Origin of the sequence: Marinoscillum luteum (assembly GCF_044005705.1) — a bacterium.
GTDB classification, from domain to species: domain Bacteria; phylum Bacteroidota; class Bacteroidia; order Cytophagales; family Cyclobacteriaceae; genus Marinoscillum; species Marinoscillum luteum.
The window spans coordinates 25,670-38,004 of sequence record NZ_JBIPKE010000016.1 but is presented as its reverse complement, the minus strand read 5'-3'; the positions used below and the strand labels follow the sequence as shown (position 1 = coordinate 38,004).

13 protein-coding genes are annotated in these 12,335 nt (G+C 47.4%); 6 read left to right on the top strand and 7 right to left on the bottom strand.

Translation table 11 applies throughout. From position 1 onward, the window contains the following. Positions 1-3 precede the first annotated feature (3 nt). The 3 genes from ACHKAR_RS10050 (at position 4) to ACHKAR_RS10040 (ending at position 2,294) form a co-directional block, all read left to right on the top strand. A complete protein-coding gene (locus tag ACHKAR_RS10050) occupies positions 4-747 on the top strand; it encodes a hypothetical protein (RefSeq protein ID WP_395417321.1) in 744 nt (247 codons plus the stop codon). A gap of 93 nt (positions 748-840) precedes the next feature. After that, a complete protein-coding gene (locus ACHKAR_RS10045) occupies positions 841-1,620 on the top strand; it encodes a DUF4097 family beta strand repeat-containing protein (RefSeq protein ID WP_159582438.1) in 780 nt (259 codons plus the stop codon). A 26-nt stretch (positions 1,621-1,646) separates the two neighbouring features. Next, the gene (locus tag ACHKAR_RS10040; protein ID WP_395417320.1) at positions 1,647-2,294 is read left to right on the top strand and encodes a DUF4097 family beta strand repeat-containing protein; all 648 of its coding nucleotides are present in this window, start codon (positions 1,647-1,649) and stop codon (positions 2,292-2,294) included. 59 nt (positions 2,295-2,353) lie between these two features. On the opposite strand, the gene ACHKAR_RS10035 is transcribed toward ACHKAR_RS10040, so the two are convergent. After that, the gene (locus ACHKAR_RS10035; protein ID WP_395417319.1) at positions 2,354-3,397 is read right to left on the bottom strand and encodes a strictosidine synthase family protein; all 1,044 of its coding nucleotides are present in this window, start codon (positions 3,395-3,397) and stop codon (positions 2,354-2,356) included. A gap of 114 nt (positions 3,398-3,511) precedes the next feature. Here ACHKAR_RS10035 and ACHKAR_RS10030 point away from each other — a divergent pair, with 114 nt between their 5' ends. Then, entirely contained in the window at positions 3,512-3,961 is a 450-nt protein-coding gene (locus ACHKAR_RS10030; RefSeq protein WP_395417318.1) for a MarR family winged helix-turn-helix transcriptional regulator, read from the top strand. A gap of 114 nt (positions 3,962-4,075) precedes the next feature. Here the strand turns inward: ACHKAR_RS10030 and ACHKAR_RS10025 are convergent, their stop codons facing one another. From ACHKAR_RS10025 to ACHKAR_RS10010, 4 genes are all read right to left on the bottom strand, one after another. Next, positions 4,076-6,148, bottom strand: coding sequence for a glycoside hydrolase family 97 protein (locus tag ACHKAR_RS10025; protein ID WP_395417317.1), 2,073 nt, complete (start codon positions 6,146-6,148; stop codon positions 4,076-4,078). A 151-nt stretch (positions 6,149-6,299) separates the two neighbouring features. Further along, the gene (locus ACHKAR_RS10020) at positions 6,300-7,133 is read right to left on the bottom strand and encodes a universal stress protein (protein WP_395417316.1); all 834 of its coding nucleotides are present in this window, start codon (positions 7,131-7,133) and stop codon (positions 6,300-6,302) included. A 112-nt stretch (positions 7,134-7,245) separates the two neighbouring features. Beyond that, on the bottom strand, positions 7,246-8,076 hold the full coding sequence (locus ACHKAR_RS10015; protein ID WP_395417315.1) for a universal stress protein: 831 nt from the start codon (positions 8,074-8,076) through the stop codon (positions 7,246-7,248). A gap of 84 nt (positions 8,077-8,160) precedes the next feature. Next, a complete protein-coding gene (locus ACHKAR_RS10010; protein WP_395417314.1) occupies positions 8,161-9,057 on the bottom strand; it encodes an MBL fold metallo-hydrolase in 897 nt (298 codons plus the stop codon). Between the two features lie 107 nt (positions 9,058-9,164). Between ACHKAR_RS10010 and ACHKAR_RS10005 the strand changes: the two genes are divergently transcribed. Further along, complete coding sequence (locus ACHKAR_RS10005) at positions 9,165-9,647, top strand: PaaI family thioesterase (RefSeq protein WP_395417313.1); 483 nt, start codon at positions 9,165-9,167, stop codon at positions 9,645-9,647. A 33-nt stretch (positions 9,648-9,680) separates the two neighbouring features. Further along, entirely contained in the window at positions 9,681-10,454 is a 774-nt protein-coding gene (gene lgt / locus ACHKAR_RS10000; protein WP_395417312.1) for a prolipoprotein diacylglyceryl transferase, read from the top strand. Between the two features lie 5 nt (positions 10,455-10,459). Here lgt and ACHKAR_RS09995 read toward each other — a convergent pair whose 3' ends face one another. Beyond that, the gene (locus tag ACHKAR_RS09995; RefSeq protein ID WP_395417311.1) at positions 10,460-11,338 is read right to left on the bottom strand and encodes a diacylglycerol/lipid kinase family protein; all 879 of its coding nucleotides are present in this window, start codon (positions 11,336-11,338) and stop codon (positions 10,460-10,462) included. A gap of 31 nt (positions 11,339-11,369) precedes the next feature. Next, the gene (locus tag ACHKAR_RS09990; protein ID WP_159582427.1) at positions 11,370-12,317 is read right to left on the bottom strand and encodes a threonine ammonia-lyase; all 948 of its coding nucleotides are present in this window, start codon (positions 12,315-12,317) and stop codon (positions 11,370-11,372) included. Positions 12,318-12,335: the final 18 nt, after the last annotated feature.

Sequence of the window (12,335 nt, the reverse complement as noted above, 5' to 3'; positions counted from 1 at the left end):
GCAATGGCACATTTGACAGACGAAGACCTGGTGGCTTATTTAGAAGGAGACCGATCACCTGAAAGGGAAGACCACCTGAGGAAGTGCGATACATGTCAAAGTCGCATGAAGGAAACGGAAGAGCTCCTGTTATTAATGGAGACTACAAGGGAGTTAGACCCTCCTGCGTCCATTGCCTGGAATGTGGCAGAGGCCATTCGGGAAGAAAGAAACGAGGGATCCCCGTCACGGAACATTCCTTTTTGGCAGATCGCCGCGGCGGTGGCACTGTTGGTTGTGGGTTTTGCGGTGGGACAGTGGTCTGTGACTGATCACAGAGATGAAGTGATTGCCTTGCGTTCGCAGGTGGATCTTTTGAAGGAAGTCTCCATGATCAATGCGCTTCAGACTTCCACAGCGAGTCAGCGCCTACAGGTGGTCAGCCGGATAGAGGAGGAAAAATCCGAAGCGAGTGACCAGTTGGTAGCTACGTTGATGAAAACCCTGAATACCGATGAGAGTCCCAATGTGCGCTATGCGGCGGCACAGGCTCTGGCCCGGTTTACTGATCAGGAGCAGGTACGTCTCGAGTTGTCAAAATCGCTGGAGTATCAGTCGGACCCGCTCATACAGATTGCGCTTATCAGCATTCTCATGGAGGCACAGGAAAGAAATGCTGTCCGACCACTCAAGAAACTCCTGGATGCCGAGGGGACATCTCCGGAAGTGAAACAACAAGCCAAAGTAGCATTGGAAATACTAAGTTGAGCACCTTCAGGTGCATATAGAAGAGCATTCAAAATGGCCAATTGAATATAGATTATCATAAAAACAAATTGGAAACTAAACATTGAAAAAGAAATGAAACGAGTTTATACACTTACCCTGCTGATGAGCCTGGTGGCTCTGGCGGCACATGCCCAGCAGTACAAGTACACCCCCAAAGGGAATATTGCGGAAACCATTGTGGTGATACAGAATCTTTATGCAGACATTTCTATAGAGGGTGTGTCCGGCAATGAAATCACCATAGAGACAGATGAGTACGAAGGAATACCTGAGAAAGCCAAAGGCTTGAAACCACTTTCTGCCACGGGCCCTGAAAATACGGGAATTGGTCTGAGCGTGGTGCAGGAGGGAAATAAGATCACCATAAGTGGCGCCAGCAGGAAAGCGGACGGAGAGTACAGGATCAAACTACCTAAAAACATGATGCTCAGGGCTGATCTGAATAGCTGGCAGTCAGGGGATTTTTATGCCAGAGGGTTAACCAACGAGGTGGAGGTAAAAAGTCAAAATGGGGATTTGATCTTTGAGGACATCACAGGCCCGCTGGTTGCCTACTCTTTGAGTTCCGATATTTCAGTACGCTTTTCCTCGCTCAATCAGACCACACCTACATCTATCTCATCTACCAGCGGTGATTTGGACATCACCTTGCCGGCAAGCTCCAAGGGCAACTTCAAACTATCCTCAGTGTCGGGTGAAATATACACGGATGTGGACTTCAAGTTTGGAGATGAAAAAGACCTCAAAAGATGGGGCGGGGGGATGTCTGCCAATGCTACCCTAAATGGTGGTGGAGTAGAGGTTTCTCTCAAGAGCATCAGTGGAGACGTCTACATTCGAAAAGCCAAGTAAACCACTCAGACTTTAACCAAACGGAAATGAAAACACTAATAACCGTGCTGCTCCTCGCAGCTACCTGGGTGGGCTATGCCCAGACTCAGGTGACCGAATCAGCGAATGTGGGAAAACAAGAGCTCCTGCAACTCAATTTTGATTTTGCAGATGACATCACCATCCAAACATGGGATAAAAATGAAGTGTATGTAGAAGTGAGTGTTTCCATCAACGATGGAGAATATGATCACATTTTCACATTGGATAAAATGGTCACCGAGCGAGCTATCACCATTTCCATGGACAAAGACATGTGGAAGAAAGTGGACCGAAAAGGGGAGAATTGTAATTTTCAGACGGAAATCGCCTATCGGGTTTTTTTACCCAGTCAACTTCGGCTTAAAGCCAATACAATCAACGGTAATTTCATCATTACTCCCATGACCAGGGAAGTGGAGTTGAAAACCATTTCAGGAGATATTGACATCACTGTCGCTCGAGAAGAAGGGCTTGATTTCAAAGCCAAAACCATCTCCGGCGAGATCTTCTCCGACCTGGAAATCGATTTCCCGGAAGGAAAGGAAGGCCTACGGCAGGTGGTAGGGATGAATGTGCGAGGAAAAGTGAACAGTGGAGGATCCCCCATGGAGCTGGAAACGATCAGTGGGAATATCTACCTGAGGAAAGGTTGAGAACAAAGCATCACAAAGACCTAAGAAACCCGACCTGAAGAGGCCGGGTTTTTTTGTAATCATCGCTCCCAGACTATCAGCTCATCGTCCATCACATTGCCTATGAAAACCAGGTTATTGAAGGGAACAGCTACCGTAGAGGCAGAAATAATGGACCCGTCATCCAAAAAGACAGAGTTGACATCATAATCACCAGTACTGCGATAGGTTAGTTGAATCACTTCTGAAGGGGCTATTTCTGATCGGCCTGATGCATAGCTGGCAAACTTCATCAGATTCGGATGCGCACCGATCCAAAGGGTTCCCGATTCATCAAACTCAATATTATCCACTCCTGTGCCTACATCTATATCCTCGATAAGGGACAGCTTTCCACCCGGATTGGTCGCATAGACTTTCACCAGAAAATCCCTGGGAGAAGCCACGAAAAGGAGGTTTCTGTTCTCATCATAGTTGATGCCGTTGGCATAGGCAATGCCATGCGCCACTTCACGGTAGGAGCTTCCATCTGAGTAAACCACATTGGACTGACGGAGGCCCAGATAATCTTCCATTAACCGCCAGGTGCCCGTGGTATGTCGGTGGTCATTGGTGAAATAGAAAGTATTGGCGGAGGTGGCTACTACATCATTGGGGCTAACCATTGATTCGTCTGAGAGGGTATTTTCATGTACCAGCCGATCACCAGAGAGTAGAAATTTTTCTATCGTGTGCTTTTCATTCACATGGTTGATGGCCAAAACCTGATAGCGCCCGGAGTCCAGGCGAAGGAGAGAAATGCCATGTGGGAAAAAGGGCTGCTCAAAACGCTCAGTGAGTAGTTTTGGCGAGAGGGGCTCCTCCCGGAGGTCTACGAGATAGAGGCCTCCTTGCTCTGGTTGACCGTCTCTTCGGGCAGCTCTGTTGTCGGACGAAACGATCAAAAAATGATCTTCCCGGCTGATGGCGATATCTTCTGCTCCCGGCAGTTTGATTTTTTGAATGATGTTCCCTTCAAAACCGGGAGCAACTTTTCTGAAGAAACCACCCGAGTGGAGGATTTGCAAAACAATGGCTGTCAATAAAACGAGCAGAATCAGGAGGCTGTATAGGAGTCTTTTCATGGTAGGCGAAATATATGAGAAATATAATTCTTTCCCGGCAATAAGGACTTTAAGAAGTAGTGATAGATCATCAATGATTCATCATAAATTGCATGGGGCAAGAGGCTTATTTTTATGAAAATTGAAGATGAAATCAAAGGAGAGGGTTTTATGTCTGTTCAGCATAAGTTGCGGGTAAACCTCAGTTTTACTCATGGCTGGACTTACGAGCGAATGCAGCAGTTTTTTGCCGGGTATGACCTTACCGCGCAGCAGTACACCGTACTGAGGATACTGCGTGGAGCTTTTCCTCTCTCTTATACCACCTCTCAGATTCTGGATCGCATGGCGGAGAAGAATGCCGGGGTCTCCAGGATGGTGGACCGATTACTGAAAAAGGAACTCGTGATCAAAGAGGTATCCTCCAAAGACAAAAGGCTGGTGGATGTGACCATCTCATACAAAGGCCACGCCCTCTGTGAGCGCATTGATGAAGAAATCAAGGAGTTAGACAATATATATAACAACCTGAGTCTTGAGGAGATGGATCAACTCAATGATTTATTGGATAAACTTAGGGGATAATCAAGCGGGTCGTGTTCGTAGAATAGAAAACCCAACCCGGGAATTGAATGTCTGGAGAAACTGCCAGACAAGACCATTCCGGATTGGGTTTTTCTGTCTTAGAGCGTTATAGCATTACTGGGCGAGCAGACTCACTGCAAACCCACCAGCGGCAACCATGTTCACAGGGATTTCATCTCCCTTTTTCACCTCCAGCTCCACAATATCAATGGCTGTAGGGTTGGTGACATAGTCTGTATCTTCAGCATCCCTATATACACTGGCGGTGTAAGTCTTTCCTTCTTCCAGAAAATCCAGCTTCAGGGTATAAGGTTTTGGGTTTTCATCTGTAAGACCACCTACAAACCAGTTGTCTGTGCCTTTCGCCTGTCGGGCGGTCACCACAAAATCTCCTACCTCACCATCGAGAACTTTGCTCTGCTCCCAGTCCACGGCTACATCCCGAATAAACTGAAACGCAGGATTGCCCTGGTAGTATTCGATAAGATCTGCTGCCATCTGGATAGGGCTGTAAATGACCACATACAGGGAGAGCTGTTGTGCCAGAGTGGATTTGATTGGGTGGTCTTCTTTGTAGGGTTTGAGCGTGAGGTTGAAGATACCCGGGGTATAATCAATCGGTCCGGCCAGCATTCGGGTGAAGGCTACGATGGGCAGGTGCTCTGGAGGACTTGCTCCTTCTGCTGCCCAGGCATTGTACTCTTGTCCTCTGAGTCCTTCACGCGCGATCTCATTTGGGAAAGTTCTTCGCTTTCCGGTTGCCTTGATTGGCTCGTGCATGTTGATAGCTACCTGATATTTGGCGCCAGTTTCTACGGTTTTTTGATAGTGGTTGACCATCCATTGTCCGTGGTGATACTCACCGTCCGGGATGATCGTACCCACATAGCCGGTTTTTACAGAGTGGATGCCCAATCTGTTCATGAGGTCATAGGCAGGCTCCATGCGTTCTTCATACCTGGCCACGGCCCCACTGGTTTCGTGGTGCATGATGATTTGCACCCCTTTTTCTTTGCCATACCTTGCCAATTCTGCCAGATCATAATCTGGGTATGGTGTGGTAAAATCGAAGATGGTATCGCGCATATTTGGGTCTGTCCAGGTTTCCCAACCAGTATTCCATCCTTCTACCAGCACTCCGCCAATTCCATTCTCCGCAGCAAAGTCCATGAGCTCTTTGGTATATTCAGTGGTGGCTCCGTGATTGCCACTGGCGTAATCCCAGGTTTTTCTACCGAGGTGCATATCCCACCAGATTCCTATGTATTTCATTGGCGTAAACCACGACACATCCCCCACCTGATTGGGATCATTTAGGTTGACGATCATCCTGGATTCTATCAGATCCCCGGCACGATCAGCGATTTGGACCGTTCTCCAGGGTGTAATAAAGGGCGCTTTTACCCTGGCTTTGATCCCACTTTTGTTACCTACCAGTTCGCTGACCATGCTGAGGCTGGTGGTGTCTACTTTGAGGGTCATTCCCGGGTAGTTGGTCAAATCAGCCTCGTGAAAGCTGAGGTATACGCCCGCGTCGCTTTTCATTGTTACCGGAGTATTCACGGCGTTGCTATGCAAGTATACCTGGCCCAGGTGATCACCCGGGATGAATACTGAGTAGGCGTTGATCTCTGAAAACCGGGTGGTGTTGTACAGGTACTCATAGATGTCCCAATCACCAGGGATCCACCATACCTGATGATCTCCGGTAAGGTTAAACTCTGTGAGTTCTTCTAAAATGATGGTTTCTCCATCCAGGGCAGGTTGCTTGGGAAATTCATATCTGAATCCCACACCATCGTTGAACGCCCTGAAAACCACATCAAATTTGCGGTTGGGGGGAGTTGTCTCTTCCAGAGATAGTTTCAGCTCATTGTAGCTGTTCTCTACTTCTCTTTGCTCTCCCCAGGGCATTTCCCAGGTTTCGCTAAAAGAGCTGGTGATGCCTGAAGTTACTTTGAGGTTACCCTGGAGTGCTGGCTGATCCTGAAACATAAAGCCGAGGAACGAGGTGTCGATTTGACTTTGTCCTTTATAGGACACCGCATAGGCTGGCTGGCCGCCTTGGGTAAAAAATTTCACCTCGATCTGTTTGTCTGGTGAGCTTACCATCCAGGCTTTTTCTGATTTGCCTCCACAGCCGACCATCATCAGACTGATCAGTGAGAGGCCAAAAAACTTTTTCATACTTACTTCTTTATACTTACAAAATGATTTTACGTGCCACTAAGCTAATAAAACCTGTATCAATTCAGACTTGATAAGAAAGCATGAAAACCCATATTTATACCTGACGGGTATAAAATTTTCTTTTCAGACGGAACCTCAGGCTGATAGGCTATGTGAGTATTGGAAAACTAACTACCGGCACTTTTACGTGATTGACAACCGTCTCCGTAAGACTACCCAGAAATGCTCTTGACAGCCCTTTGCGATGGTGTGTGGCAATTGCCAGGAGGCCAGTTTGGTTCATCTCACAATACTTCTCCAACCCTTCACCAAAGGAATGGCTGTCTATAATTTCAACGTTTCCCAGACTACCTGAGGCTAGCGCAATGAACCCCTCCATTCGCTCCTTTATGACCCATGAGCGTTGAAATTCCGAAGGAGTATTTACATAGAGCAAATTGATTTTTGCTCCGAGCAATTCTGCAAAATCTACCACATCTTCAAAGGGACGAATCATTTCATCTTCGAAATCAGAGACAAACAGAATGTTTGGAAAAGCCACACGTTTCAACTTTTGCTTGACAATGAGCACAGGGACCTCCGCATGGCGGACTACAGTTTGAGCATTGGAGCCTATAAAGAATTCTTTGACCCCCCGGGCACCATGCGAACCCATCACGATCATAGAGATGTTGTTGGATCTTGCGTACCTGGTGACAGCATCAGTGCTGTTGTCAAAGTCCATATAGGAAACACTTTGCAGACCATCAGCTTCTGCATTTTTTACAGCGGCATCCAGCTGGTTCTGTACCCGTTTAACCTCCTCTGTCACATCCGGGTATATGGTATGCTGGGCAAAATCAAGGTGCACCCAATCTACGGGCACGGATACGAAGTGATAAAAATGTAGTTCTGCATGATATCGCCTGGCAATTTCTTTAGCCACCTCGGTTGCATTCTGTGCGCAATCCGAAAAATCTGTAGGAACAAGAATCTTTTTCATTTGGGTAGTATTTAAAGGGTGTAGCATAAAACATAAAACGTAATGCTGCTCCTGAAAGCCCAAAGTCACCATATGATTTTGATCACCTCACGGAGACCTCTTTGCTGAAACCTTAGGTGATGGGGATGCTCACAACGGGTATTTCCATATGATTCACCACCTGCTCTGTGATACTTCCCATGAACATACGAGGCAAACCCTTTCGGTGATGAGTGGCCATGGCGAGGAGTTCAATTTCGTTTTCTTCACAATAGTTTTGCAGCCCCTCTTCCAAAAACAAACAATCGACAATTTCTGCTTTGGCAAGACTATCCGATGCTATGTCAATGAATTGATCCATGCGATCCCGGATCACCCAGGATCTTTTGAACTCAGCCGGAGTATTGAGATACACCAGGTGTATCTTCGAGCCTATTTTTTTGGCGTATTTCGCTACTAGTCTGAAAGCGTTAAGTGCCTCGGTGTGAAAATCGGAAGCAAATAGGACAGTCGGTGAGTCGCGAATTACAGGTTTATTCTTGATGATGAGCACGGGGATGTTGGCATGTTTCACCACGTTTTGAGCATTTGACCCGATGAAGAACTCCTTGATGCCTTTGGCACCATGCGACCCCATCACTATGAGTGAAATGTCCTGCGCAGCTGCATACCTGGTGATGGACTCCGAACTCGTGTCGTAGTCCATGTGAGTGACACATTTTATTCCCTGACTAAAGGCCTCGCTTTCCAGATTTTTTAATTGTTCTAAAACGCCTTTTTCCTCTTCCGAGATGTCTGGCAGGGAGCTACCATGACCAAAGTCTACCACCACCCAGTCTACCGGAACGAAAATGTGGTGGTAAAAATGCAACTCCGCGCCAGCTCGCTTGGCTATTTGCATGGCTGTATCGCTGGCGTATCTGGCGCAATCCGAAAAATCAGTGGGAACAAGTATTTTTTTCATGACATTTGAAGCTTTTCAGGTAGAAAGCTACGACATGTCAGGGGTAGAAAGATTGACCCTACTCAACCCAAAGCATGATTTTGGTCAGGACTGCCCCAGGGAGTTTTTTTTCTTCCAATACCTGATGAGCCCGGCCACACTCATCCAGCTGGGATTGGCGGCTTCATATTGCTTTACACCATGGGCTGACACCCCTAATCCGCTCAGTTGGTCAGCGGTATACTTCGAAAACAAAGGGGTCATTTCGTCTGCAGCCATACCAGATTCCCATTTCGGTTTTATCCAATTGGCCCAATCTGTAAGCATGGCCCTGAGCTCCTGAATATGAGATTCGATCTGAGTGATCTGCCCGTAGTGGGTCAGGTACAAGGTTTTGGCTTTTCGTTCCAGAAGGATGTCCAGTGATTGATTCCAATCCTCGAGGTTGATATCAGGAGGAGGACACGGAGGTACCACCGGGCCAGCCCCTATTTTTACTCCTGCCACATCTCCGGTGAAAATGACCTCCCCCAGCTCCCAGGCAATGTGATGCTGAGCGTGGCCTGGGGTGTGCAGGGCTGTGAATGTTTGGTCACCGATGGTGAGCTGTTCGGAATGCCCGAGCGTAATCAATTGGTCGCCAGGAATCTTTTCCATAGCCCCCCATAGAGGGCCCATCTGGTCTCCATAGATTCTGGATGCGGATTCGTACAGTTTGGTAGGATCTTCCATATGAGTGGCACCGAATGGGTGCAAGTATATTTTGGCACCGCTTTTGGCAAAAGCCCAGGCAGCTCCGGCATGATCAAAGTGGATATGCGTGAGCAGCACATGCCGAATGTCAGATGTTTTGTAACCATGCTGACGGAGGGCACTTTCCATGGAAGGAAAGGTGGAGTATGGTCCGGATTCTATAAGCACAGGGCCAGCACTGGTCTCAATGAGGAATGAAGCAATGGCGTGATCTATGCCCTGAAACTCAAGATCTAAAATATGAATCATATGGAGTCAAATTTGATAAAAAGGAGATCGTCAGAAAATCTAAAGTGATATTTTAATGGTTAAATTTAACGCATCGAAAACGAGCAGACATCTTGAAATTCAGATAAATGAAAAAAGACTATTTCCAACAGCATATGCCGGAAAACGTGTGCTTCGGCTGTGGGGAGAGCAATGAGGAGGGCTTGCATGTGCAGAGTTATTGGGAAGGTGAGGAAGCGGTTTGCACCTGGAACTCTCAGGAGAAGTACCATGGATGGGCCAATTTGCTGAATGGGGGTATTCTTGCCACCCTCATTGATTGTCACTGCATGGGTACAGCCATGGCTGACGCATATAGAAGAGAGGGCCGATCCCTGGACTCTGCGCCTACTTACCGATACGCTACGGGCACCATCACTGTGAAGTATATCAAGCCCACGCCCAATGATCACCCTATAGAGCTGCGTGCTCAGGTGACTGAGGTGAAAGGAAAGAAGACAGTCATGACCTGCACGGCTCAGGTGAATGGTGAAGTGACAGCCACAGCTGAGGTCATAGCCATTCGTGTGTTCGATAGCAGTACGCATCATGGAGCCAACCCCTTCAAATAACAAAACAACTACCCATTTTATCCAACTACCGATATGTACCCAGAACTATTTACCATTGGCGGCTTTACCATTCACACTTACGGCTTCATGATTATGTTGGGGGCTGTTGCCGGCTACTTTTATGTGTCCACAGTGGTGAAGCGTGAGCTTGGCATTTCGCCGGAAAAGATTCAAAACCTGGCCATTCTTATCATTGTAGCCGCATTTGTGGGGGGTAAGTTTTTCTTTTATCTGGAGAAACCAGATTACTACTTCCACCCGATTTCCAATATGTTCAAAGGATTCAGAACTGGTTTTGTGTTTTATGGATCCTTGCTCTTTGTCATTCCTGTCACGGTTTGGTATTTCAGAAAGCAAAAGTGGCCGGTCTGGCCTTTGATGGATCGAATGGCGATCGCGGGCTGTGTTATCCACTTATTTGGCCGGATGGGATGCTTTTTTGCGGGTTGTTGTCACGGCCTGCCTACAGAGAGTATTTTGGGGATCACTTTTACGGACCCGGAAAGCCAGGCAGAACCGCTAAACACCGCCCTGCACCCCACTCAGCTCTATGAGGTGGCCTGGATCGGTAGTACCCTGATTATTCTGTGGATGTTCAAGCGGTATAAACGTTTTGAAGGAAGGCTGTTTCTGGTCTACATCGTCCTATATGCCATTGGTCGGTCTGTGATTGAGATCTTTCGGGGAGACATCCGCCGAGGGTTCATCATCGACGGGGTACTCTCACACTCTCAATTCATCTCCCTATTGATCATTGCCGGGGCGGTGGGCACCTATTTCTACCTGCGGAAAACACAAAAAGGATAGCCGTACTATTTCAGCATTCGGATCCTCAAGGCATTTGGGAGTACCCCAAATTCGAATGGAGGGTGCCCAAAATATTCGCCATCGATGTGGGCTTCCAGGTGTGGATTTTCGTCTACCGTGAGGTGTTTGCAGCGGGATAGTTTGACCTCAGGGAGCCGATCGTGAGTTCCTTCTTTTAGTCGATGGATATTCAAAAACCTTCGTAGGCCACTGATTTTCCCGATTTCACAGACATCCAGGATGGTATCGTTGATCTCTGCATCCGGAGTAAGTTTAAAGCTTCCGCCAAAGGTGGTGCCATTGGCCACACAGAGGAGGATAAGATCTTTTTCGTAGGGGGATTTATCCTGGACAAACTTATACCGCCGAGCTTTGTAGCTAGCCAGTATACGCAGTACGTAGTAGTAATATTTGGTAGGACCTTTAAGAAAGCTTTTTTTGCGGAGCATGTCTGCAACAATCTGGCCGTCAAAGCCGATACCTACCCCGTTTACAAACTTTCTTCCATTGCACAAGCCCAGGTCTATCGTGTGTATGGCTCCTTTGTCCAGCACCTTCAGGTAATCATAGATGGATTTGCCCACAGGGTAATTTTTTACAAAATCGTTGCCCGTGCCATTGGGAATAATACTCACGGGCACGTCATATTTGAGTCCATTGATGGCCTCATTGATGGTACCATCGCCACCAATAATGAGGAGGTCAGTAAATGAAGGGTCGAAATTCTTCTCTACGGTCTTCCAGGCGTTGTGTTTTTTGGAGGTAAGGAATACCTCGTATTTGTACTTTTTATCATTCAGAAAATCGATGACATCATTGAGAATATCCTCGAGCCTGGTGCTCCCGGAAGCCGGGTTGGCCACCACGAAAAATAGTCGCTTCACATCCTAAGGTTAGTAGTTTTTAAATATAGGCTTAGAAAGGCAGATTCCCTAAGTCCACGTTTCCGCCGGTAAGGATAATGCCCACTTTCTTCCCGGCAAATTCATCTTTCCTTTTTAACAGGGCGGCAAAAGGTACCGCACAGGAAGGCTCCACGATGATTTTCATGCGCTCCCAGATGATCCGCATAGCATTGATGATTTCTGCTTCGGAGACTGTGATTACTTCTTTTACTTCCTTCTGAATGATTTCAAAATTACGCTCACCCACGGTTACCTTGAGTCCATCGGCAATGGTATCAGGGTTTTTCACCGGCATAATCTTCCCGGCCTTCATGGATTTGTATGTGTCGTCCGCTTTCTCGGGCTCCCCGAGAATCACCTCTATGTTTGGATCCAGGTATTTGGCTGCCAGTGCTGTACCTGCTGCCAGTCCACCACCGCCTACTGGGGTCATGATGACCTCCAGTGACTCTTCGGCTTCTATGAATTCTTTGGCCACTGTAGCCTGGCCGGCTATTACCCGATAGTCATCAAAAGGGGGCACAAAAATGGCACCTGTTTTGGCGATAATTTCATTACAGGTTTTGATCCTGGATTTTTCATTTGCTTCACAAAGGATCACCTCAGCCCCATATTCTTTGGTGGCTTTTATTTTTACCTCCGCACTGTTTTCGGGCATTACCACGTAGGCCTTTGTTCCGGACAGCTTCGCCGCGAGGGCCACGGCCTGTGCGTGGTTACCTGAGGAGTGTGTAGCAAAGCCATTGACTCGCTCTTCCGGACGAAAGCCAAGAATCATATTGGCTGCTCCGCGCATTTTAAATGCCCCGACTTTCTGAAAATTTTCACACTTGAAGAATACCGTGCAACCAGTCATTTCATCGATGGAGTTGGAGGTCATTACGGGTGTTTCCAGTATGATTTTGGAGATGCGCTGATGGGCTCTCTTTATATCGCTTAAGCTTGGTATGCTTTCCATGTATCTGTGTTGGGATTA

Excerpts from the sequence above, each read along its gene's own strand:
- ACHKAR_RS10025 (WP_395417317.1), bottom strand. The coding sequence starts at position 6,148 with ATGAAAAAGTTTTTTGGCCTCTCACTGATCAGTCTGATGATGGTCGGC.
- ACHKAR_RS09990 (WP_159582427.1), bottom strand. The coding sequence starts at position 12,317 with ATGGAAAGCATACCAAGCTTAAGCGATATAAAGAGAGCCCATCAGCGC.
- ACHKAR_RS10035 (WP_395417319.1), bottom strand. The coding sequence starts at position 3,397 with ATGAAAAGACTCCTATACAGCCTCCTGATTCTGCTCGTTTTATTGACA.
- ACHKAR_RS10015 (WP_395417315.1), bottom strand. The coding sequence starts at position 8,076 with ATGAAAAAAATACTTGTTCCCACTGATTTTTCGGATTGCGCCAGATAC.
- ACHKAR_RS10050 (WP_395417321.1), top strand. The coding sequence starts at position 4 with ATGGCACATTTGACAGACGAAGACCTGGTGGCTTATTTAGAAGGAGAC.
- ACHKAR_RS10005 (WP_395417313.1), top strand. The coding sequence starts at position 9,165 with ATGAAAAAAGACTATTTCCAACAGCATATGCCGGAAAACGTGTGCTTC.
- ACHKAR_RS10010 (WP_395417314.1), bottom strand. The coding sequence starts at position 9,057 with ATGATTCATATTTTAGATCTTGAGTTTCAGGGCATAGATCACGCCATT.
- lgt (WP_395417312.1), top strand. The coding sequence starts at position 9,681 with ATGTACCCAGAACTATTTACCATTGGCGGCTTTACCATTCACACTTAC.
- ACHKAR_RS10030 (WP_395417318.1), top strand. The coding sequence starts at position 3,512 with ATGAAAATTGAAGATGAAATCAAAGGAGAGGGTTTTATGTCTGTTCAG.
- ACHKAR_RS10040 (WP_395417320.1), top strand. The coding sequence starts at position 1,647 with ATGAAAACACTAATAACCGTGCTGCTCCTCGCAGCTACCTGGGTGGGC.
- ACHKAR_RS10020 (WP_395417316.1), bottom strand. The coding sequence starts at position 7,133 with ATGAAAAAGATTCTTGTTCCTACAGATTTTTCGGATTGCGCACAGAAT.
- ACHKAR_RS10045 (WP_159582438.1), top strand. The coding sequence starts at position 841 with ATGAAACGAGTTTATACACTTACCCTGCTGATGAGCCTGGTGGCTCTG.